Annotated in this window: 19 protein-coding genes and 1 pseudogene; 12 read left to right on the top strand and 8 right to left on the bottom strand. The window is 50.9% G+C overall.

All coding sequences use genetic code 11. The annotated features are described in order from the left end of the window. Nucleotides 1–44: 44 nt before the first annotated feature. The 7 genes from dapA (at nt 45) to alaS (ending at nt 9,298) form a co-directional block, all read left to right on the top strand. A complete protein-coding gene (gene dapA, locus ABJU74_RS13315) occupies nt 45–920 on the top strand; it encodes a 4-hydroxy-tetrahydrodipicolinate synthase (protein WP_348384750.1) in 876 nt (291 codons plus the stop codon). Continuing rightward, entirely contained in the window at nt 920–1,402 is a 483-nt protein-coding gene (gene smpB / locus ABJU74_RS13310) for an SsrA-binding protein SmpB (protein ID WP_348384749.1), read from the top strand. Before dapA ends, smpB begins: the two co-directional genes overlap by 1 nt. Beyond that, nucleotides 1,395–2,015, top strand: coding sequence for a DUF2062 domain-containing protein (locus tag ABJU74_RS13305; RefSeq protein ID WP_348384748.1), 621 nt, complete (start codon nt 1,395–1,397; stop codon nt 2,013–2,015). The genes smpB and ABJU74_RS13305 overlap by 8 nt, the downstream gene beginning before the upstream one ends. Continuing rightward, the gene (locus tag ABJU74_RS13300) at nt 2,005–4,443 is read left to right on the top strand and encodes a response regulator (protein ID WP_348384747.1); all 2,439 of its coding nucleotides are present in this window, start codon (nt 2,005–2,007) and stop codon (nt 4,441–4,443) included. The genes ABJU74_RS13305 and ABJU74_RS13300 overlap by 11 nt, the downstream gene beginning before the upstream one ends. A gap of 152 nt (nt 4,444–4,595) precedes the next feature. Next, complete coding sequence (recA, locus tag ABJU74_RS13295) at nt 4,596–5,690, top strand: recombinase RecA (RefSeq protein ID WP_348384746.1); 1,095 nt, start codon at nt 4,596–4,598, stop codon at nt 5,688–5,690. A 259-nt stretch (nt 5,691–5,949) separates the two neighbouring features. Further along, nucleotides 5,950–6,576, top strand: a complete 627-nt coding sequence (locus ABJU74_RS13290; RefSeq protein ID WP_348384745.1) for a glutathione S-transferase — start codon at nt 5,950–5,952, stop codon at nt 6,574–6,576. A gap of 73 nt (nt 6,577–6,649) precedes the next feature. Further along, complete coding sequence (alaS, locus tag ABJU74_RS13285; protein WP_348384744.1) at nt 6,650–9,298, top strand: alanine--tRNA ligase; 2,649 nt, start codon at nt 6,650–6,652, stop codon at nt 9,296–9,298. On the opposite strand, the gene ABJU74_RS13280 is transcribed toward alaS, so the two are convergent. After that, a complete protein-coding gene (locus tag ABJU74_RS13280; RefSeq protein WP_348384743.1) occupies nt 9,282–11,099 on the bottom strand; it encodes a cation:proton antiporter in 1,818 nt (605 codons plus the stop codon). The two genes, alaS and ABJU74_RS13280, sit on opposite strands and share 17 nt — an antisense overlap. A 55-nt stretch (nt 11,100–11,154) precedes the next feature. Beyond that, nucleotides 11,155–12,375: an NADP-dependent isocitrate dehydrogenase gene (locus ABJU74_RS13275; RefSeq protein ID WP_348384742.1), complete on the bottom strand. Its 1,221-nt coding sequence runs from the start codon at nt 12,373–12,375 to the stop codon at nt 11,155–11,157. Nucleotides 12,376–12,566: 191 nt separating this feature from the next. On the opposite strand from ABJU74_RS13275, the gene ABJU74_RS13270 reads away from it, so the two are divergent. Both ABJU74_RS13270 and ABJU74_RS13265 read left to right on the top strand, forming a co-directional pair. After that, nucleotides 12,567–13,301, top strand: a complete 735-nt coding sequence (locus ABJU74_RS13270) for a phosphatidylserine decarboxylase (protein WP_348384741.1) — start codon at nt 12,567–12,569, stop codon at nt 13,299–13,301. Nucleotides 13,302–13,320: 19 nt separating this feature from the next. After that, nucleotides 13,321–14,112, top strand: coding sequence for a phosphatidylcholine/phosphatidylserine synthase (locus ABJU74_RS13265; RefSeq protein ID WP_348384740.1), 792 nt, complete (start codon nt 13,321–13,323; stop codon nt 14,110–14,112). Here ABJU74_RS13265 and ABJU74_RS13260 read toward each other — a convergent pair. The 4 genes from ABJU74_RS13260 to ABJU74_RS13245 all read right to left on the bottom strand — a co-directional run bounded on the left by ABJU74_RS13260 (nt 14,063) and on the right by ABJU74_RS13245 (nt 16,917). Then, a complete protein-coding gene (locus tag ABJU74_RS13260) occupies nt 14,063–14,305 on the bottom strand; it encodes a hypothetical protein (RefSeq protein WP_348384739.1) in 243 nt (80 codons plus the stop codon). The two genes, ABJU74_RS13265 and ABJU74_RS13260, sit on opposite strands and share 50 nt — an antisense overlap. A gap of 398 nt (nt 14,306–14,703) precedes the next feature. Further along, entirely contained in the window at nt 14,704–15,447 is a 744-nt protein-coding gene (locus tag ABJU74_RS13255; protein ID WP_348384738.1) for a hypothetical protein, read from the bottom strand. A 162-nt stretch (nt 15,448–15,609) separates the two neighbouring features. Then, nucleotides 15,610–16,203 (bottom strand): SRPBCC domain-containing protein, encoded by a 594-nt coding sequence (locus tag ABJU74_RS13250; protein WP_348384737.1) that lies wholly within the window; start codon nt 16,201–16,203, stop codon nt 15,610–15,612. 159 nt (nt 16,204–16,362) lie between these two features. Then, the gene (locus tag ABJU74_RS13245; protein WP_348384736.1) at nt 16,363–16,917 is read right to left on the bottom strand and encodes a hypothetical protein; all 555 of its coding nucleotides are present in this window, start codon (nt 16,915–16,917) and stop codon (nt 16,363–16,365) included. A 197-nt stretch (nt 16,918–17,114) separates the two neighbouring features. Here ABJU74_RS13245 and ABJU74_RS13240 point away from each other — a divergent pair, with 197 nt between their 5' ends. Continuing rightward, the gene (locus ABJU74_RS13240) at nt 17,115–17,942 is read left to right on the top strand and encodes a DUF2306 domain-containing protein (RefSeq protein WP_348384735.1); all 828 of its coding nucleotides are present in this window, start codon (nt 17,115–17,117) and stop codon (nt 17,940–17,942) included. A gap of 73 nt (nt 17,943–18,015) precedes the next feature. Here the strand turns inward: ABJU74_RS13240 and ABJU74_RS13235 are convergent, their stop codons facing one another. Both ABJU74_RS13235 and ABJU74_RS13230 read right to left on the bottom strand, forming a co-directional pair. Further along, a complete protein-coding gene (locus tag ABJU74_RS13235) occupies nt 18,016–18,510 on the bottom strand; it encodes a GNAT family N-acetyltransferase (protein WP_348384734.1) in 495 nt (164 codons plus the stop codon). Between the two features lie 93 nt (nt 18,511–18,603). Continuing rightward, nucleotides 18,604–18,948: a hypothetical protein gene (locus ABJU74_RS13230; RefSeq protein WP_348384733.1), complete on the bottom strand. Its 345-nt coding sequence runs from the start codon at nt 18,946–18,948 to the stop codon at nt 18,604–18,606. A 271-nt stretch (nt 18,949–19,219) separates the two neighbouring features. Here ABJU74_RS13230 and rpsB point away from each other — a divergent pair. Together rpsB and tsf are read left to right on the top strand one after the other, a co-directional pair. Next, nucleotides 19,220–19,957 (top strand): annotated as a pseudogene (gene rpsB / locus ABJU74_RS13225) (30S ribosomal protein S2); the annotation flags it as partial. A gap of 437 nt (nt 19,958–20,394) precedes the next feature. Then, nucleotides 20,395–21,318 (top strand): translation elongation factor Ts, encoded by a 924-nt coding sequence (tsf, locus tag ABJU74_RS13220; protein ID WP_348384732.1) that lies wholly within the window; start codon nt 20,395–20,397, stop codon nt 21,316–21,318. Nucleotides 21,319–21,439 lie beyond the last annotated feature (121 nt).

Genomic DNA, 21,439 nt, shown 5'->3' with positions numbered 1-21,439 from the left:
ACAAGCCTTGGCAATTTCTAAGCTAAATTTAAAGGAGTATTTGCATGTTTTCCGGCTCAATTCCGGCTCTGGTGACTCCCTTTCGCGACGGATCGTTTGCGGAAGCGGAATTTCGGGCCTTGGTAGACTGGCAAATCGAACAAGGCAGCAGTGGACTGGTTCCCTGCGGTACAACCGGCGAATCTTCGACATTATCCAATGCGGAACATCATCGCGTGATCGAAGTTTGTATTGAACAAGCAGCGGGACGGGTTCCGATCATTGCGGGTTGCGGTTCGAATGACACAACCAACGCCTTGCTTCATTTGAATTTTTCAAAGAAATGCGGGGCAACTGCTGGTTTGGTGGTCGCGCCTTATTATAATCGTCCCAATCAACAAGGCATTTGCGCGCATTTCGAGACATTGACGAAAGAAAATGATCTGCCGCTGGTTTTGTACAATGTTCCTGCGCGTACGGTCACCGATATTCTGCCAGAAACCGTAGCCGCCTTGTCGAAACTGCCAAGCGTGATTGCGATCAAGGATGCCAGCGGCGAAATTGACCGGGTCACCGATCACCGTCTTGCTTGCGAGGATGAATTCTGTCTGTTGTCCGGCGTGGATGAATTGTCTCTCGCCTTTAACGCATCGGGTGGTGCCGGATGCATTTCCGTAACCGCAAATGTTGCCCCAAAATTATGTTCTGATTTTCAAGCTGCATGTGCGGCCGGAGATTATGAAAAAGCCCGTCAGTTAAATGACATGCTATACCCATTGCACAAAGCCATGTTTTCCGATGCGTCTCCTGGACCGGTGAAATATGCCCTGTCGCGCGTGGTCGATGGTTTTCCCGTCGAATTGCGTTTGCCGATGACACCGCCTTCTGACGCCGCTCGCAAAGCGGTTGATGCTGCGCTTGAAGGAGCCGGTTTAATCTGATGGCGAAGCCCCGTCCCCAGGAATTTGATAAACAGAAAATCGTCGCCGAAAATCGGCGCGCGCGCTATGATTATCATCTCGATGAAAAATTTGAAGCCGGGATCATGCTGGCGGGTACCGAAGTGAAATCATTGCGCTTTGGATCGGGCGCTATTGCTGAAAGCTATGCCGAAGTGAAAGATAATGAGGTTTGGTTGATCAACGCAAACATACCCGAGTGGAGTCACGGCAACCGGCATAATCATGAACCCAAAAGACCGCGCAAGCTTCTGCTTAACCGGCGGCAAATTAACAAATTCTATGGTGCGGTTATGCGCAAAGGCATGACGATTGTCCCGCTCTCGGTCTATTTTAACAGCAAGGGCCGCGCAAAAATCGAACTGGCTTTGGCCAAAGGCAAAAAAGCTCCGGACAAACGTGCGACGGAGAAAGAACGAGATTGGAAACGTCAGCAAGGACGTTTGATGCGTGACCATGGCTGACCCAAATATCCCGGATAGCGGACCAGGCAAAGATTGGGGTGCGCGCACCATCACCAAATTCTATCGCTGGTTTCAGGAAAAAATGCCAACCCGCGCTGGAATGGCCAATAACCGTTATCTCAAACCCATTGCCCACCGTTTTTTGCGATCCGATTTGTGGCGTTTTACCCGCCGCTCGGTTCCCCGCGGCGTGGCATTGGGGCTACTTACTGGTTTTGTGGTGCCATTGGGCGGGCAAACCTTTGTGGCATTATTTCTGGCCTTGCCTATTCGCGCCAATGTTCCAATTGCAGCGGTGACAACATTTATCACCAATCCCTTTACTTATCCGTTTTGGTTGGCGATCGCGAACCAGTTGGGCCGCTTTGTTTTGCGGATGGACGGGATTGCCAACGGTTCAGCGGGCAATGATCAACTGAACGGGCTCGGAGAATGGGTTGCCTGGATCGTCCGGGAAGTCGGCGTGACCTTTTTCGGCTTTGTGTTGCTCGGTGTTATTTTCGGCGCCATCGGTTATGTCGTCAGCGCATTTGGATGGCGCTGGTGGACCGCAAGAAAATGGCAGCGCCGGATCAAAAAATTGGGCATAGACGGCGGTCAAGATGGCGAGTGAAGCAAAAGATTCAACCGGGTTGCTAAGCCCGAGTACTCGGAAAACCGCGAATGACGCGCGCTTGCGGGCGTTCCTTTTGGTCCTCGCAGTCGCCATTTCCCTGGGCCTGTTATATTGGCAAGTGCAAAATACAGCTTTGTTGCTGGCCTTTCTGGCGTTGACCGCCACAACCGGCGCGATTGTCTATTTCCTGCGTCCACAACGATCGGGATCCGATGACGAGACAGCGTCTTTTGCGGATTGGGCCGTTACCCGACTGGTCGCGGATCAATCGGACGTCGGTTTAGCTATTACCGATCGAGCAGGGCGGCTGGTATGCGCCAATGAATTGTTCACAAAATGGTTTAATGGCCCGGCCATTCCGCCGCAATTGCCGTTGCAAGATGGCGGCAATGAACTGCTGTCGACGGCTGGCCGCAATGCATGGCGGGACGGCCGCGGTTATGCCGAGGGCTTGAAGCGCGGTGTCGCTGAATATAACGCCAAAGTGATCCGTGCCGGCCAAGGCGATGAATATTTGCTCTGGCAGTTCAAACCCCAGCGGCGCAATGATGTACTGGATGATACGATCCGGATGGTTGGCGGCGCAACTGGTCGCGCGCTATCCGAAGCCGGCGTGTTGGCTACGGTTATCGGCGGCGAAGGACGAATTCGGGCTTCCAACCAGGGATTTGCTTTGCGCGCCACCGGTCGTGAAGAATCGAATATTTCGGGACGCAATTTTATAAATTTTCTGCGTTCGGATGATAAAGGGACAATTTTTTTCGAACGTGATGGTCGGCATGGGACACCGGTTCGGCTTTTTCATGTTCCTTTGGACCGGACACAGGAAAAAGGCCCGGCGTTAATCTTATTGATTGATGATGATGGCGGGATGGTCGAACGCGGCAAGGCGCTGGAGCAAGTGGAATCCATGTTATCTCTGCTTCCCTTGGGTCTGGCCCTAACCGATCGCGATGGACGTTTTCTTTTCTTCAACAACGCATTTGGCAAAGTTGCCGGAGTGCAAGAAGGAGAGAAGCCGCTTTATCCCGGTGACTTGATGATCCGCGATGACAAATCCGCCGTGGCTGATGCGGTTCGGCGTTACGCCAGTGGTCCGCCGATGTCCGGCGATCTGGCTGTGCGATTGCGGTCGGGTGGAGATGATCCTGTGGCATTGGGCATTGCCGGTATCCGCGGATTGGGGGATGCTGCAGTCCTGCTATCGATTAAAGATAATAGTGAAGAGACCAAGTTGAAGAGCCAGGTTGCCCAAGCGACCAAGATGCAAGCCGTGGGGCAACTAGCTGGTGGTGTTGCTCATGATTTCAACAATATTCTAACCGCTATTATCGGTCACTGTGATCTTATGCTCTTGCGGCACGCACCGGGAGACAGTGATTATGATGATATTCAGCAGATTAAGAATAACAGCAATCGGGCTGCGGGGCTCACACGGCAATTGCTGGCCTTTTCGCGGCAACAAACCTTGCGCCCGCAAATATTGCAATTGCCTGACGTGGTTGCTGATGTGTCCAATTTGCTCAAGCGGCTTCTAGATGATCGGATCGAGCTGGACGTGAAACACGGTCGCAATCTTGGGCTGGTGCGCGCGGATCCGGGACAGCTTGAGCAGGTGATCATCAATCTCGGCGTAAATGCGCGCGATGCGATAAACTCGAGCGGCGCGAATAGCGGCAAGATATCAATCACGACACAGATGGTCGCAGCCTCCGATGTGCGGGCTTTGAAAAGCGATATATTGCCCGTTGGTGACTATACCGCCTTGTTTGTCACAGATACCGGCAAAGGGATCCCGCCTGAACTGATTGGTAAAATATTTGAACCGTTTTTTACAACCAAAGAAGTTGGAAAAGGAACTGGGCTGGGGCTTTCGACCGTCTACGGAATCGTCAAACAATCTGGCGGCTATATTTTTGCCGATTCGAAACCGGGAGAAGGCGCAACTTTTTCGATCTACTTCCCTGTTCACACCATGTCACAACAAGAAGCTGCTCAGATATCCGAACCGCTTAGAGCCATTGCCAAAAAGGAACTATGGGGCAGTGGACATATCTTGCTCGTGGAAGATGAAGATATGGTCCGAGCGGTGGCCGAACGGGCTCTAACGCGCCAAGGCTATACTGTCGTCACTGCGAGCGATGGCGAAGAAGGCTTGCAGCAGATTGAAGCGCTGGAAGAAGGCGAGGATATATTCGACATGATATTATCCGATGTTGTTATGCCCAATATGGATGGTCCGGCCATGGCGAAGCAGGTGCGCGAGCAATATCCAGATATGCCGATATTGTTCATGTCCGGCTATGCGGAGGAACAATTGCGCAAATCGATCGATCTCGACAATGTCGCTTTTCTTCCCAAGCCATTTTCTGTGGCGCAAATAGCCGAAGCGGTTGGAGAAATTTTGACCGAACATGCAAAATAGCCACACATAATTCTTATAAGCGCTTGTTTTTATGTGTTATACCGGAAATTAAAAATAATTTTGTTCCTCTCTTGTTCTAGTAGAACAAATGCGGTACATAATATCCATCATTGATTGATATGGTACAAGCATTTAGCGAAGGGGACAGGCAAATGGCCGGTAATTTAAAAGTCGTAGAATCGGATAATCAATTGAACTCATCAGACAGACAAAAGGCGCTGGACGCCGCATTAGCACAGATTGATCGTGCCTTTGGTAAAGGCTCGGCGATGAAACTGGGGTCGCGCAAGGCGATGGAAGTAGAATCAGTTTCGACTGGATCATTGGGATTGGATATTGCGCTTGGTATCGGGGGATTGCCAAAAGGGCGTGTGATCGAAATTTATGGTCCAGAAAGCTCTGGTAAAACCACATTGGCTCTGCATGTTATTGCTGAGGCACAAAAAGCGGGCGGTACGGCTGCATTTGTCGACGCGGAACATGCGCTTGATCCGGTTTACGCCAATGCCTTGGGCGTCGATATTGATGAACTGATTATTTCCCAACCGGACACGGGGGAACAAGCGCTCGAAATTACCGACACATTGGTGCGTTCAAATGCGATTGATGTGCTGGTCGTGGATTCGGTTGCAGCATTGGTGCCCCGGGCTGAGATTGAAGGGGAAATGGGTGACACTCATGTTGGCTTGCAAGCCCGTTTGATGAGTCAGGCGTTGCGAAAACTGACGGGCTCTATCAGCCGATCTAAATGTATGGTGATCTTCATCAACCAAGTGCGGATGAAAATCGGGGTTATGTATGGTAATCCTGAAACAACATCAGGCGGCAATGCATTGAAATTCTATGCTTCAGTTCGCTTGGATATCCGTCGAACCGGTCAGATTAAAGAGCGGGATGATATTGTCGGAAACTCGACCCGCGTAAAAGTGGTCAAGAATAAGGTGGCGCCGCCGTTCAAGCAGGTTGAGTTTGATATTATGTATGGCCAAGGCATATCCAAGGTCGGAGAAATAATTGATCTGGGCGTGAAAGCCGGGGTCGTTGAAAAATCTGGCGCTTGGTTCTCCTATGATTCGGTCCGCATTGGGCAGGGGCGCGAAAATTCGAAGCGTTTCCTATTGGAAAATCCCGAGATGATGGCAAAATTGGAAAATCAAATTCGTGGCAATGAAGAAGAAATTGCTGAGGAAATGATGACGGGACCGGTCGGCGCAGATGGTGATACAGATATCGAGGATGATAAATAGCGCCTCCAACCTGCTTTTAATTTGAAAATTGTAGAATTTGCCTGCTCGTCTTCCCCGAGGCGAGACGTGGCATCCGGGCCGTCCTTCTGTCCCCCGATAGTCAGGACGGCCCCTTTTTATTTGCTATCCAGTCATATCGTGGCAAAAGTTCACGGGCCGTGAGCAACAAGAGCAGCTCAGACTATGGCCTTTCGCAATTGCGGGCAAATTGCTGGAAATGAAACTAAAACTTCAAGCGCAAACATTTTAGGGGGATAATATGACGATCACAGTACATCATCTGGAAAATAGTCGATCCCAGCGCGTTATCTGGTTGTTGGAAGAACTGTCCTTGGATTATGAGATTGTCCGCTATGAACGGCATCCCAAAACACAGCGCGCACCGGAAAGCTTGAAAGCGGTGCACCCGCTAGGCAAATCCCCAATGATTGAAGATGCTGGGCAAGTGATTATCGAAACCGCCGCCATTGTCGAATATCTTGTCGACAAAGCCGGCGGAAAATTGGGCGCGCCTAAAGATAAAGCTAGTGCGCGACTTTACACCCAATATCTTCATTTTGCAGAAGGTTCGATGATGCCGCCGCTATTCGGCACTTTGTTGGTCAATCGTCTGGGTTTTCTGGGATGGCCAGCCAAAAAACCGGTCATGGGAATGGTTGAAGAACTTTTGGTCTGGTTGGAGAGCGAACTGTCATCTCGGCCTTATTTTGCCGGTGACGAGTTAACCGCTGCCGATGTGATGATGAGCTTTCCCTTGGAAGCCAGTCAGGCGCGTGCGGGCCTCGATGACCGTTTTCCAAACCTGCAAAAGTGGCTCCAGTTGATCCATAATCGACCACAATATCAGACTGCATTGCAGAAAGGCGGCCCGTATGCATATGCTTAAACGCCATTCGCTTTTCGAAAATCAAGCCATTGACGGGATTGTAAACCGGACGGGCCTCGCCTAAGTCGAATCCATGCAGACAACGAACGATATTAGACGCTCTTTTTTGGATTATTTTGGTGACAAGGGACATGCTATTGTCCCTTCCTCGCCGCTCATTCCTCATAATGACCCGACTTTGATGTTTATCAATGCCGGTATGGTTCCCTTCAAGAATATTTTTACGGGAGCTGAGAAGAGCCCTTCGCCGACAGCGACATCCAGTCAAAAATGTGTGCGTGCCGGTGGGAAGCATAATGATCTCGACAATGTCGGCTATACGGCGCGGCATCATACTTTTTTTGAAATGCTGGGTAATTTTTCTTTTGGCGACTATTTCAAAGAACAAGCCATTCACAATGCTTGGGACCTGATCACCAATGTCTGGGGGATAGCGGCTGACCGGTTGACCGTGACGGTCTATCATACCGATGACGAAGCCTTTAATTTATGGCGGAAGATATCCGGATTACCGGAAGAGCGCATCATTCGGATCGCTACCAATGATAATTTCTGGTCAATGGGCGATACAGGTCCGTGCGGACCATGTAGCGAGATATTCTATGATCATGGTGATCATATTTTCGGTGGACCGCCGGGCAGTCCCGATGAAGATGGTGACCGCTATGTAGAAATTTGGAATTTGGTCTTCATGCAATATGAGCAGCATGGTGGTGGCCAACGGGTTGACCTTCCCAAACCATCAATTGACACCGGCATGGGGTTAGAGCGGGTTGCAGCGGTAATGCAAGGTACCCATGACAATTATGAAATCGATCTGTTCAAAGCCTTGATCGCGCAATCCGGATCATTGACCGGTACGGCGACCACGGGCGACAATCAAGCCAGTCATCGTGTTATTGCCGACCATCTTCGAGCATCGTCTTTTCTGGTTGCTGACGGGGTGTTGCCAGCAAATGAAGGGCGAGGTTATGTGCTGCGCCGTATCATGCGGCGGGCGATGCGCCATGCGCATTTGTTAGGCGCCAAGGACCCCTTAATGCATCAAATGGTGGGCGCATTGACCGGTGAAATGGGCAATGCCTTTCCTGAACTGATCCGCGCGAAGCCGTTGATTGAAGAAACCTTGTTGCGTGAAGAAACGAATTTCCGACGGACTTTGGATAAAGGTTTGAAGCTGCTGGATGCAGAAATTTCCGATATGAAAGAGGGGGATGTTTTAGCAGGTGCCACGGCCTTCAAACTTTATGATACATATGGCTTTCCCTATGATCTGACGGAAGATGCACTCAGAGCAAAATCATTGGGTGTTGATCGTTCTGGATTTGATGCGGCGATGGCGGAGCAGAAAGCCGCGGCTCGCGCCGCCTGGAAAGGCTCTGGTGATCAAGCTTCTGAAGCTATTTGGTTTGACATTGCGGAGCGCGAAGGCAGCACTGAATTTACCGGCTATACTGCAGAATCAGGCGATGGCATGGTGGTCGCTTTAGTGAAGGATGGACAAGAAGTCACATCGGCTGCAGCCGGTGATGATGTCATTTTACTGACCAATCAAACCCCTTTCTATGGCGAAAGCGGCGGGCAGATGGGCGATAGTGGCTCGGTAGCCCGAGCAGATGAATTTGCGGCTGAAATTGCCGATACCAGCAAACCATTGGGCCGTCTTCACGCCCATGCCATGTCGATTTCCAAGGGTGAAATCAATGTGGGAGACACGGTGCATTTGGTGGTTAATGCCGCGCGGCGGACACAGCTGCGGGCCAATCATAGCGCCACTCATTTGCTCCACAAAGCGTTGCGCGATCATCTCGGAGACCATGTTACGCAAAAAGGCAGCCTTGTGGCTCCCGACCGCTTGCGTTTTGATTTTTCACATCCTGCCGCTTTGAATGAAGGGGAAGTGAAGGCGATTGAAGCGGATGTGAATGCGCAGATCCGTGGCAATAGCGCCGTCACTACGCGATTGATGAGCCCGGATGATGCGGTTGCTGCCGGTGCATTGGCACTCTTTGGCGAAAAATATGGAGATGAGGTCCGGGTATTGTCTATGGGCCTCGAAGATAATGTCGATTACTCCGTCGAGCTATGCGGTGGGACTCATGTCCATGCATTGGGTGATATAGGCTTGATGGTGATGATTTCCGAATCCGCCGTTTCCAGTGGAGTTCGGCGTATTGAAGCATTGACCGGAGAAGCCGCTCGACTTTGGCTTGGCGAACGGGACGGTAAATTAAAATCCATTGCCGCGGCTCTCAAGGCCTCGCCTGATGAAGCCGCCGAACGGGTCTTGGCATTGGTGGAAGAACGGAAAAAACTCGATCGGGAACTGACTGAAGCTAAAAAAGCACTGGCGTTGGCTGGCGATGGCGGCGGCGAGGCTGCGAACGAAATTGAAAATATTGCCGGCACAGCCTTTCAAGGCCAGGTTATTCAAGGCCTCAATCCCAAAGAACTGCGCGGACTGATTGATGAAGCCAAAAAGAAATTGACCAGCGGTATCAGTGCTTTGATTGCGGTGAATGATGGCCGCGCAACGGTTGCTGTTGGAGTCACGGACGATTTGACGCACCGCTTTAATGCCGTAGAATTGGTGCAAATTGCAGTTGCCGCAGTCGGTGGTAAAGGCGGCGGCGGACGACCCGATATGGCGCAGGGTGGTGGTCCTGATGGCGGTCAAGCAGAAGAAGCCATCATGGCGATTAAAACTATTCTTGAGGGCTAAGCTTATCTGAGTCCGCGGAATGATTGTCCAGGCCAGATAGTTTAAGCTTTGGTTCCACTTCGAGATTGCCATCTTTTTGAATTTGTTGGCGGAGCGTGTCGCGCTTTTCATGTATTGAAGCGATGACGGGACCCATCGCAACACCATTTTCAACCAATATCGCTTCGGACAATTGCAAAGACCCTTCAAGTGCTTCCGGCACGGCATTGGTGGCGCCAGCTTGGTAAAGCTCTGCGGCATGGTCAATATCACGGGCTCGGACAATGATTGGCAGATCTGGAACCCAGGCGCGAACGCGTTTGACAATTTGCACTGAAAGGACCGGTTCGTCCATTGTCAGAATTAGGGCTTTGGCATGGCCCAGGCGCAATCGATCGAGCATTTCATTGCGCGCGACATTGCCGAAAATTATCGGATAGCCATCGCGTTTGGCGCTCGCAACAACGTCAATATTCGATTCGATTGCAAGATAATTTTGATTGTGAGTTTCTAGCATATCTGCGACCAGCCTACCGACTCTGCCGAAACCAATAATGATGGTTTTTTCTGCATCAATCACCTGATCATCGGTTGCTTCGATATTCTCACCGCGCAATTCAACACGGCGGGCCATGTCATGTCCGAACCGCGCCAATAGAGGCGTAATAGTGAGGCCAATGGCGGTAACAATTTGCCAAAAGGCTGCTGTCTGCGGTTGAATGAGTTGCGCTTGAGCCGCGGCGGCTAAGACGATCAGCGTTGTTTCAGAAGGACTCGACATCAGCACGCCGGCTTCGGTTGCTGTGCCAGGTCTGGCACCAGCAAAGCGAAGCAATCCACCGATCACAACAGCTTTGACCAAAACAACGCCCACAACTGCGGTGATAAGACTGGCCCAGTTGTCCAATATGACGCGAATATCAATTTGCATGCCTACAGTGATGAGGAAAACACCTAGGGCCAAGCCTTTAAAAGGCTGGGTGATGACTTCAACTTCCCCGTGATACTCGGTCTCAGCGATCAGCAAACCGGCGAGCAATGCCCCGACAATGGGGGAGAGCCCAGTAGCGGCGGTGGCAAGGCTTGCCAAAATGATCACCAGCAGACTGACTGACAGAAAAAGCTCGGGGCTTTTGGTGCGGGCGGCCTGCGCGAATATGCGCGGCAGTAACAAGCGGCCCAAGACCAACATGCCGCCGATGACCAATATACCCATCAACAATATTTGCGCCAAAGCATCCCAGCTGGCATCGCTGTTCATCGCCGGAGAGATCGCTCCGAGCAGAAAAATAATCGGAACAATGGCGACATCTTGGAACAAAAGCATGGCCAAGGAGGCGCGGCCTACGGGACTTTTTGTTCCGGACATAGGTAAGACTAAAGCGGTTGATGAAAGCGCCAGGGCGAGACCTAGTCCCACCGCACCTTCCCAGCTTTGCTGCGGAAAACCGTAAAGGAAAAGTGCGCCGCCGATCAATGCGCCAGAGATAAGAAGTTCGGCGGCACCCACTCCAAAAACCAATTGCCGCATCGACCAAAGCCGCTTGAACGAGAGTTCCAAACCAATGGAGAATAGCAGTAATATTATGCCAAATTCGGCAAACGGTTCGATAGCTTCGCGATCATTTATCGTGACATATCGCAGCCAATCATATTGACCGGAAAGGGAACCCAAGCCCGCTGGGCCGAGCAGAACACCGACCATGATAAAGCCGATAATCGGCGTGATCCGAAACCGTGCAAAGGCGGGAATAACAATTCCGGCCGCGCCCAATATAACTATGGCGTCAATAAACGCGGGATTGTCGAGCGGTGTGTTCATAGATTACATCTATACGCGAACATCCCAGTTGTCAGCCAGTCAAATAGACTGGTGATTATTTCCAGTTCTCCATCTCGGTTTCGAGATTGGAACGAACGGCTTCAAAAAATTGTTCCGTGGTCATCCAGCTTTGATCCGGACCGATCAAGATCGCGAGATCCTTGGTCATGTCGCCATTTTCCACCGTTTGGATACAGACTTTTTCCAGCGTTTCTGCGAACTGGGTTACTTCCGGCGTTTCATCAAATTTACCGCGATAAATCAGGCCGCGCGTCCAGGCAAAGATAGAAGCAATTGGATTGGTCGAGGTCGCTTTACCCTGCTGATGCTGGCGATAGTGGCGAGTCACGGTGCCGTGAGCGGCTTCTGCCTCCACGGTGTTGCCGGTTGGCGTCATCAATACTGAAGTCATCAATCCGAGCGAGCCAAAGCCTTGAGCGACGGTATCGGATTGCACATCGCCATCATAATTTTTACAAGCCCAAACGAATTTTCCGCTCCATTTCATGGCGGCAGCGACCATGTCATCAATCAAGCGATGTTCGTACGTAATATCTGCTTTTTCAAATTTCTCTTTGAACTCGGCTTCAAATACTTCTTCGAAAAGATCTTTGAAACGCCCATCATAGGCTTTCATAATGGTGTTTTTGGTCGATAGATAAACAGGCCAATTGCGGTTGAGGCCATAGTTCATCGAGGCCCGCGCAAAATCGCGGATTGAATCATCGAGATTGTACATCGCCATGGCCACGCCGGGGGATGGGAATTGAAAGACTTCTTCGTCAATTTTGGTGCCATCATCGCCATCAAATACCAGGCGCAGTTTGCCAGGACCAGGAACTTTGAAATCCGTCGCACGATATTGGTCACCAAACGCATGGCGGCCAACCACAATCGGATCCGTCCAGCCCGGGACCAGACGAGGGACATTATCAATCACAATCGGCTCACGAAAGACGACCCCGCCCAAAATATTGCGGATCGTTCCATTAGGCGATTTCCACATCCGTTTCAGGTCAAATTCTTCCACCCGGGCTTCATCCGGAGTGATTGTCGCACATTTGACGCCGACGCCATGTTTGTTGATCGCATTGGCCGCATCAACCGTGATTTTGTCATTAGTATCATCACGCACTTGAATCGCCAGATCATAATAATGCAGATCAATATCGAGATAAGGTTCAATCAACTTTTCCCGAATCCACTGCCAAATGATCCGCGTCATTTCGTCGCCATCTAGTTCGACAACCGGGTTTTTGACCTTAATTTTAGACATAGAAATTGTTCTTTCCTGGAAGCAATATGGATCGATGCACTCAGTGGGAGGAATCTAAGATGGCCATCTCTTAGCAAAGATCGCAATATGTTCAACCATCTGTTCCAACTAGTTCCAAACTCTTATGCCCAATGCGGCAAAACTGCAGTAGGAGTATTGTCAGAGCAGGACACTGGTCGTAAGGAACAACCATGGCGATAGAAAAATATTCAAACAAAGGCCTTGGCGAAGCCAAGTGGTCCTTTCCCCCGGTTCACCCTGAAGGTCGTAAATTTGCGATCATATCAGCGGCAATAACAGCAATATTCGCGTTTTTCGCTTGGGAGACCTTGGCTTGGCCGATGGCGGGTGTTACCATTTGGGTGCTGACCTTCTTCCGCGACCCCAAGCGAGTAACACCGCTCGATGACAAATATATTGTCGCGCCCGCCGATGGGTTGATCAATTTGATTATGCCGGTGGTACCGCCTGTTGAATTGCAAGGCGAGGGCGGCCTTGGCGATGAAGAGTTGATCCGTGTATCGATTTTTATGAGTGTTTTTGACGTTCATATTAATCGCACACCTATTGAAGGCACGGTAAAGCGGCAGGCCTATATTTCCGGCAAGTTTTTAAATGCTGATCTGGATAAGGCGAGCGATGAAAATGAGCGTCAGCATTTCATGGTTGAACGCAATGATGGTCTCAAAGTCGGCTTTACCCAGATTGCCGGACTCGTCGCCCGCCGTATCATGTCCTTTGTCAAGGAAGGTGATTTCGTCGCTGTGGGTCAACGTATTGGCCTGATCCGCTTTGGCAGCCGCGTCGATGTGTATCTGCCCAAGGGCACCACCCCGAATGTGGTCTTGGGACAACGCACGATCGCCGGCGAAACAATAATTGCGGAAATCGGCCAGATGAACGAAATTGAGGGTATCGGCCAATGATCCGGGCTGACCGCGCCTAATGGCTGACAAAAAGCCTATCGAGCGACCGGAACGCGGTATATCCTTACGGGCCTTCACGCCCAATGCGGTCACGGCGCTGGCGCTTTGTGTGGGCCTGAGCGGCGTGCGTTTTGCGTTTATGGAAAATTGGGTGCTGGCCGCAGGCGCGGTGGTGTTGGCAGGCATATTGGATGGACTGGATGGACGCATAGCGCGGTTGCTTAACGCGCAAAGCCGCTTTGGTGCAGAGCTCGATTCCCTGTCTGATGTGATTGCCTTTGGGGTGACACCGGCTTTGGTGATGTTTTTCTGGTCGTTGCAACATATGCCGCAATTTGGGTGGGTCTTGTCTTTGACCATGGCGGTGGGCTGCGCCTTGCGCTTGGCGCGGTTTAACGCCCAAATTGATGATGAGGAACAGCCGCATAAATCGGCGGGTTTTCTCACTGGTATTCCCGCGCCGGTTGCGGCGGGCTTGGTGATGCTGCCCCTTTATCTTTGGGTTATTACCGAACAGGACATGTTCCGACATTATACGGTAGTGGGCCCTTGGATTGTGCTGATTGCCTTTTTGATGATTTCAAACACCGCGACCTATAGCTGGTCATCTTTACGTCTGCGTAAAAATATTCGACTGGAAGCCTTGGCCGGCTTTGCATTGTTGGGAGTCATGCTGATCAACAATCCATGGTTCACGCTGAGCGCGATCAGCATCGCTTATATCATTCTAATCCCGTTCAGCATTCGCGCTTATGCCAAGGTCAAGCGGCAGCGCGCAGCGGCACCGACGCAACAGAGTGGCGACGCATAGCAGGACGATACGCTTTGATCGTTTGGCTACGATAGCGCGGAGCCGTTTTCGGATTTTGAACAGGGTCGCTGCCCAGCTCCGCCAGAATCACAGCCTTAATCTTGCCTTGATAGGCATGGAACATCATTCCAATTGTCAAAAGCGCGCCAGCAAAGGCGAGAGCAAAAAATGTCGCGGCGGCGATGGTCAGCATGGCAATAATCCTGTATGTTCTTTCTATGAACCATTAATGTTCTAAATATGTTCTCATGTCAATCACTAATTGGAACATGTTTAAAAATACGGGCCAAGGCCGCAAAAGGTTACATTTTTATTCTTCCTCAAGCGCCGGGCGGGCACATCCGTGCCCTTGGCTACGCGCCAATAAGGCGCGGCGGCCGGTCGGCCTTGCCTCGCTGCGCTCGGACGATGCTCTTGAGGATACGCATGATAAGCCGCACTGAACCGACGCGAAGCGGAGGCAAGCGCGACAGCGCGCCCGAGCTTATGCGAGGATAGCCAAGGGCACGGATGTGCCCGCCCGGCGCCTGAGGTTTTAAAAAAACTCTCCCCGCCCGGCGCCTGAGTTTATAAAAAACTCCCATCCAAAGTTCACACAATTCTCACATCTGACGCGCCTTCTATGTCTGCCGCTTCGCTCTCCTGCTGCTCTTGGTTGAGACCATCCCGCTGGTCGCAATATTCCATATCCAGATCTGGCATGTTCATGGCCTCCGTCGCCATGGTTTCTATTCTCTCGCGTCCGACTGACAATTGCAATGCGTTCATAATCTGCGCGTGGGGTAGGGCGGCGCTGCCGGCATGGCCCACCTCACCAGCCTCATCAATCTCATCGACCAGCGCGGCACAATCTTCGCCTGCGCCGATTCCGTCCAGCAGATCATCAAATCTCTCGGCGGCCACCCGCGCTGGCTTGCCTGCCAGATCGATTCCGTCCGCCATCTTGTCGAGCCGGCCCAGCGCTGCAAGAAACAATGGCGCGCTCCAGCGTTCTCTCGTGCCCACTTGCTCGCCTTGATGCCAGACAGCTTCGTTCCAACCGTTCAACCCCCGGTCCATTAATTCGTCCTGAAAAATTTCCCGCGCATGAAGGATCGCCGCATCCCAGGCCCGGGCAAAGGCCCGCGCATCGGCACGCCTGCGCAGTTTATAGGCACTCTCTCGTGACAATCCCGCATAGCGCGCCGCAGCCCGCACATTGCCGGTTCGTGCCAAGGCTTCCAAAAACACCACCTGCCGGTCTGGAGACCATCCATCATGGCGGTGTTTGGGCTGGGCTAGCGCATCAGATTCCGGAATATCGGTAAAGCTATTATGAGAAGGAAGTTCGGTCATAGCGATGGTCCTTTCAATCAGAGAAACACATCGATATAACCTATTTGGTACATTGTAGGAAAGAAGGGCAAAGTGAACCGAGGGTAAAGGGGGGTTATATTCTGAATGCGGACGTTTCGAACCGTAAATTGCAGGTGAACAGCCAGAGTGTAGCAGCGTCGCTTATTTGCCCGATTGAGCGTTGCGCTTTTTGGCTAACATTTTGGTAAGCTCACCAAGCGACCAGCTGTTACCGGCTTTGAAAAATTTAACTAAACGCTGAGATTCTTCATCAGGTCCGTAGCCAATGCCTGAAATGGTGATTTTGGTTTGCCCATTTTCTAAAGCTTCAAACTGAAACACTGACACCAATCGATCCAAGATTTCGCGCGAAGCAAATCCTGGCGGTGCTTGGATGTTTTTAAGCACCAATAGTTGTTCAGGAATATACGCAAGAATTTCATTTTTGATATTGGCTGGATCACCCTTTTTTGCTTCAGGATTATAACTTGTTTCAAAAACTCCGCCCACGCGAAAATCGACAAATGCAACGGGAACAGCCCATGATTTATACCCGTCTTCAGTAGCGAATGCGGCCCAAACATCGGCAACCGGTGACGAAATTACGGCTACATTTTGCAAAATCGTCTGGTTATTCGAACCGGCGATTTCCAACTCTGTGATTTCCGGAGCTTTTTTGTTTGCCGGTTCTGCCGATGCAGGCACTGAAGATATTAGTGAAATTGCTACAACGAATGAAGGTATCAACTGTTTCATGCAAAACTCCTCTCACCAGATAGTATCTTGATAGGCGTTGCCACTTCGCGCGACAAGTTTGCCTCTAGCTTCTCTTTACACAATATCTGAATCTAACCTCAGCTAATCTGCAGATGTTTGGCGTTCCAAATGACCGTAACATCCCGAAAGCGGACGTTTTCAATTCTGCTTCCGAGGAACCAATGAAGTTGAATATTGTTTGGCGATGTTACTTCTTTCGGCAGGCTCAATTTCAACAAACTCACCGAAAGTCAGGCCAGTATCAATAAATGATGAAACCGTGCTTATGGTGTGAAACGTTTGCTGGTTCTTTTGCGTTGTCGTAAATTTACCTTCAAAGTAATAAATTCTGTCGCCAGTATCCGGCAAAGGACTATGGGTTATTGCATTTGAAACAAGTTTTTTGGGGTACAAACTTTTGCTTTCAAGTAAGCCATTGTCGCCCAACACATAAAGAGCGTTGAGGTAGTTGAGGAAGCCTTTTCCAGGCGGGTAAATGTCAGTTTGGACGTCACATTTTGATGAAATAGGATACGGAATACCTCCGTTCTCGGAATCAGCGATTACAAGAAAACTCGCAATTTGCCCGGATTGATCTGACCAGCATCCATTGATGTCACTGAGATAAACTTCTGGCGTTACTTCCTTGACCGCTTCTCCGTTCGCCGAGCAAGCGCCCAGCACTAAAAAACTAAAAGGTATCCAATATCTCAACTAACTTCTCACTCTTAGTCTCACCCACAGCAATTCAGTCGCTCATCTCTAGTAAACTAAAAAGTGCTGATTCCCTAGTGTCCGCTTTTGCGCCCAAAGCGGACATGACCTCGATAACATGGATCACACCGAGTTGACATAGTGATATAATACGGCAATACACTAAGCTTATCTCAGATAACCAGTGTAGAATATATATGGCGACAATCGCAGATGTTGAGAAAGTAGACGCCGGTAGGGGCGTAAAGGCTTTAAAATGTGCGACCATATTTTGGTTCGCTGTCACGGCGCTCGGTCAATGGATCTTCCTTGCCTATGTGCTGGCGGTCTACGGTGGCCCGCTTCTTGCTAACAACTTACCGGCATGGAACGATCATTTTTCGAGTGCCTTTATTCCGGGAAATTGGCTCAACAACATCTCAGCAATCGCACATATGGCGCTTGCTGTCGTTATTCTGGGCGGTGGTCCGCTTCAATTAATACCGCAAATTCGTTCTCGCTATCCTACTTTTCATCGCTGGTTAGGGAGAAGTTATTTGGTGGCACTGGTGGTAACCGCCGTCGCTGGGCTATATCTTTTGGCCAATCGAGATGTGGGCGGATTGCCAATGAAGCTTGGTTTCATTTTGCAAGGCGTTTTGATTCTGTGGTTTGCAGTACAGGCCTATCGTCGCGCCCGAGCGCGCCGTTTTGTGGACCATCGTCGCTGGGCTCTACGTCTGTTCATGGTGGCTAGCGCGGTTTGGTATTTTCGTATTCTTATGATGATCTGGGTGGCGTTAACCGGCGGCGTGGGGTTAGACTTTGAGACCGGAAAAGGTTGGTTTCTTGATATGATGTCATTCGGACAATATCTACCTCTATTGCTACTGGAACTCTATTTCCGGACAACTGAACAGCCAAACCGCAAACTTGGCGAAAGCGGTCAGTTGATACTGGCGGGATGTTTGGCAATTGCTGGGCTGGCAACAGCGCTTGGCGTAGCTATGGCGACGTTAGGTATGTGGTTGCCAGAAATGGTGTGACGGCGAGTAAATCCGCTATTTCTAACTTCCGCTTTCGTACCCATGGCGGACATGAGTGATAGGGCTGCCCGCGTTATAGTTTCTTGAAATACCGGGCGACGGGATAGCGTTCGAAGCCGGCTTTTTCGTAGGCCGCGCGGGAGGGGGCATGGCCTTGGTCGCCGCCGGTTTCGACCATGGCCATTGCCAGACCTTTTTCTTGCATCCAGTGAAAGGCGAATGCCATGAGCGCAGAGCCCACGCCTTGCTGCTGATATTCGGGGTCGACGGCGATGATATAAATTTCACCCATGGAATCCTCAATATGGGAGCGCAGGCCAATATAGCCGGAAAGCACGCCGCGCGTTTGCGCGATCCAGATTTCAGTATCGTTTTCGCGGCATACCGCTTCGACATCATGTATTTGCCGATTTTGCCAACCATCGGGATAGAATAGATTGTAAATATAGGCCGGCATCTCCTTTTCCATCTTTGGAAATACCGGGTCCCAGGCGCGTAAGGTGAGGGCCCGAATCTCGTCCAGATGATCGGGGTGATAGGCTAAAATCTGTGTGTTCGGTTCGGACATTTGTCATTTATATTCGTATCGGCGAGAAAGATAAATGGGGGAGATTTATTGACCGGTTTTGGCGATCGAAACCGTCCGCGCCCAAGGGAAGGTTCAATCGACGCAGAATATTTCGCCGACTTTCCGAACGCGATTTTCGGTGAAGTGGATTTTTGCCATACACGACCAGGAACCCACTAGGGGTGAAGTGAAATTTTCGCTATAATGGGTCAGCTGCATGATCGTTTCGCCGCCCAGATCGACGATTTCCGGATCTTGTTTCATGATGCCTATAACCATGTCGCGAGTCATGCCGGGCTTTATCTGCGCATGAATAACGGAGATCGGGCGGCTGGCAATATGGTCGCCGATCAATAAGCTACCGGCAAATATGAGGACGCATAAAATTGGCAGGCCAAAGAAGACGGCGATTGTCCAGAGCAGGGTTTTGTTTCGCATTGCGGGTTTATAGCGCGATTCAGGTCGCGATGAAATGAACAAGACCAGCGGAGCAAAAAATGGCTGGACGCTGGTCAGCGGGCGGCAATGGTCTGCAGATGGAGCACTATCTATCAGCAAGCTGTATTTTGCGCTTGCATTTCGGCGCGCACGGCTTTAACGGACCCTCCATTCCACATGGAAAGCACTCATACCGGTGCCAAAACCGGCCTTTTAGGTCGCGTAGAGGTTCTCAGCTTTCCAGAGGCATAACCGGATAAGGAGAAATATTATGGCGGCCCCTGTCGTCACCCTACAGCAATTGATTGAAGCCGGAGCGCATTTCGGCCACCAAACCCACCGTTGGAACCCGAAGATGAAACCATACATCTTCGGTGCACGCAATGGCGTCCACATTCTGGATCTGTCACAGAGCGTCCCATTATTTGCACGCGCGCTTGATTTTATCGCCAATGCGGTATCATCTGGCGGCAAGGTCCTGTTCGTTGGTACCAAGCGTCAAGCCCAAGAGCCAATCGCAGAAGCGGCGCGGATGAGCGGACAACATTTTGTCAACCATCGCTGGCTTGGCGGTATGTTGACCAACTGGAAAACAATTTCCAATTCTATCCGTCGGATGAAAACGCTCGAAGAGCAATTGTCCGGTGACATGGCTGGTTTCACCAAGAAAGAAGCCTTGCAGATGACCCGCGAGCGGGACAAGCTGGAATTGTCGTTGGGCGGAATTCGCGACATGGGCGGCATTCCGGACGTAATGTTCGTAATCGATGCCAACAAGGAAGAACTCGCAATTAAGGAAGCCAATGTTTTGGGCATTCCCGTGGTTGCGATCCTCGATTCCAACGTTGATCCCAGCAATATCGCTTTCCCGGTTCCCGGCAATGATGATGCTGCGCGCGCTATTCGTCTTTATTGTGAATCAGTTGCCGCGGCAGCGACCAAAGGCGGTCAAGAGGCAGCAGTAGCTTCGGGTAAAGATCTCGGCGCGGAAGTGGCTCCCCCAGTGGAAGCGATTGTATCCAGCGAAGCCAATGCCAGTGCAATGGCAGCCGGAGAAGCCGCTGCTGTAGCGGATATTGCGGAAGCCGCACCGGTTGAAGAGCCCGTTGCAGAGGAAGCACCAGCTGTAGAAGAAGCGCCGGCCGAAGAAAAGGCGGAAGAGAAAAAAGCACCGGCCAAAAAAGCTGCCGCTAAAAAAGCACCGGCTAAAAAAGCCGCCGCGAAAAAAGCGCCAGCCAAAAAAGCTGCTGCCAAAAAGAATGATGACAAGAAAGCCGACGACAAGAAGGCTGACGACAAGAAGGCTGACGAAAAAGCCTAAGCTTGAAGCGTCTTCATTCGGTCATATATTGACCGCATAGCAAAATGGCGGGGCGGCATCGGTGCTGCCCCTTCATTTTATTACAATCACGACATTCTTGCAGATGAAAATTGAGGAATATGAAAATGGCTATTACCGCAGCAGCAGTAAAAGAACTGCGCGAGCGCACCGGCGCTGGCATGATGGATTGCAAAAAAGCATTGAATGAAACCAATGGCGACGTGGAAGCGGCAGTAGATTTGCTGCGCACCAAAGGGCTCGCCGCGGCACAGAAAAAATCTAGTCGAACCGCAGCAGAAGGCCTGGTTGGCGTTGCTGTTTCCGGCACCAAAGGCGTCGCTGTTGAAGTGAATAGCGAAACCGACTTTGTCGCGAAAAACGAACAGTTTCAGGCCTTTGTCACCAATACCACCGAAGTGGCTTTGGGACTTGATAGCGATGATATCGAAGCGCTTGCGAGTGCGGATTATCCCACTGGTGGGTCGGTTCAAGAGGCACTGACCAACAATATTGCGACCATCGGAGAAAATCAGGCCATCCGCCGGATGAAGACCGTGGCGGTGAGCAGCGGCGTTGTCGTGCCGTATATTCACAATGCCGTGACCGCAACAATGGGCAAAATCGGTGTGCTGGTCGCGCTTGAGAGTACGGCTGGTACCGATGTGCTCGAACCATTGGGTAAACAGATTGCAATGCATATTGCGGCTGCTTTTCCATTGGCTCTAAATGCTGATGGCTTGGACAAGGATACGATGGAGCGTGAACGCGCTATTGCCGCTGAAAAAGCGGCTGAGTCCGGGAAACCTGATAATATTGTCGAGAAAATGGTCGACGGTGCGATGGCAAAATTTGCCAAGGAAAACGCTTTGCTCAGCCAGATTTTCGTAATGGACAATAAAACGCCGATTGCTCAGGTTGTCGAGCAAGCGGGTAAAGAGGCCGGCGCGGAAATCAAGCTGACCGAATATGTCCGCTTCCAATTGGGCGAAGGCATCGAGAAAAAAGAAGAAGACTTTGCTGCTGAAGTGGCTGCAACTCTCGGAAACTAAGCCAGCAAATTTTAGTCAAATCTCAGTTTGACGCATTAACACTTGGCGCAATGGCGCGGACTATCTATGGTCTGCGCCATTGTTATATGTGGCGCTGCAATTGCGTCCACGCGGGACAGTA

Origin of the sequence: Parasphingorhabdus sp. (assembly GCF_039982415.1) — a bacterium.
Lineage (GTDB): Bacteria > Pseudomonadota > Alphaproteobacteria > Sphingomonadales > Sphingomonadaceae > Parasphingorhabdus.
This window is presented reverse-complemented; position numbering and strand designations above follow the sequence as displayed.

Excerpts from the sequence above, each read along its gene's own strand:
- dapA (WP_348384750.1), top strand. The coding sequence starts at position 45 with ATGTTTTCCGGCTCAATTCCGGCTCTGGTGACTCCCTTTCGCGACGGA.
- smpB (WP_348384749.1), top strand. The coding sequence starts at position 920 with ATGGCGAAGCCCCGTCCCCAGGAATTTGATAAACAGAAAATCGTCGCC.
- ABJU74_RS13305 (WP_348384748.1), top strand. The coding sequence starts at position 1,395 with ATGGCTGACCCAAATATCCCGGATAGCGGACCAGGCAAAGATTGGGGT.
- ABJU74_RS13300 (WP_348384747.1), top strand. The coding sequence starts at position 2,005 with ATGGCGAGTGAAGCAAAAGATTCAACCGGGTTGCTAAGCCCGAGTACT.
- recA (WP_348384746.1), top strand. The coding sequence starts at position 4,596 with ATGGCCGGTAATTTAAAAGTCGTAGAATCGGATAATCAATTGAACTCA.
- ABJU74_RS13290 (WP_348384745.1), top strand. The coding sequence starts at position 5,950 with ATGACGATCACAGTACATCATCTGGAAAATAGTCGATCCCAGCGCGTT.
- alaS (WP_348384744.1), top strand. The coding sequence starts at position 6,650 with ATGCAGACAACGAACGATATTAGACGCTCTTTTTTGGATTATTTTGGT.
- ABJU74_RS13280 (WP_348384743.1), bottom strand. The coding sequence starts at position 11,099 with ATGAACACACCGCTCGACAATCCCGCGTTTATTGACGCCATAGTTATA.
- ABJU74_RS13275 (WP_348384742.1), bottom strand. The coding sequence starts at position 12,375 with ATGTCTAAAATTAAGGTCAAAAACCCGGTTGTCGAACTAGATGGCGAC.
- ABJU74_RS13270 (WP_348384741.1), top strand. The coding sequence starts at position 12,567 with ATGGCGATAGAAAAATATTCAAACAAAGGCCTTGGCGAAGCCAAGTGG.
- ABJU74_RS13265 (WP_348384740.1), top strand. The coding sequence starts at position 13,321 with ATGGCTGACAAAAAGCCTATCGAGCGACCGGAACGCGGTATATCCTTA.
- ABJU74_RS13260 (WP_348384739.1), bottom strand. The coding sequence starts at position 14,305 with ATGCTGACCATCGCCGCCGCGACATTTTTTGCTCTCGCCTTTGCTGGC.
- ABJU74_RS13255 (WP_348384738.1), bottom strand. The coding sequence starts at position 15,447 with ATGACCGAACTTCCTTCTCATAATAGCTTTACCGATATTCCGGAATCT.
- ABJU74_RS13250 (WP_348384737.1), bottom strand. The coding sequence starts at position 16,203 with ATGAAACAGTTGATACCTTCATTCGTTGTAGCAATTTCACTAATATCT.
- ABJU74_RS13240 (WP_348384735.1), top strand. The coding sequence starts at position 17,115 with ATGGCGACAATCGCAGATGTTGAGAAAGTAGACGCCGGTAGGGGCGTA.
- ABJU74_RS13235 (WP_348384734.1), bottom strand. The coding sequence starts at position 18,510 with ATGTCCGAACCGAACACACAGATTTTAGCCTATCACCCCGATCATCTG.
- ABJU74_RS13230 (WP_348384733.1), bottom strand. The coding sequence starts at position 18,948 with ATGCGAAACAAAACCCTGCTCTGGACAATCGCCGTCTTCTTTGGCCTG.
- tsf (WP_348384732.1), top strand. The coding sequence starts at position 20,395 with ATGGCTATTACCGCAGCAGCAGTAAAAGAACTGCGCGAGCGCACCGGC.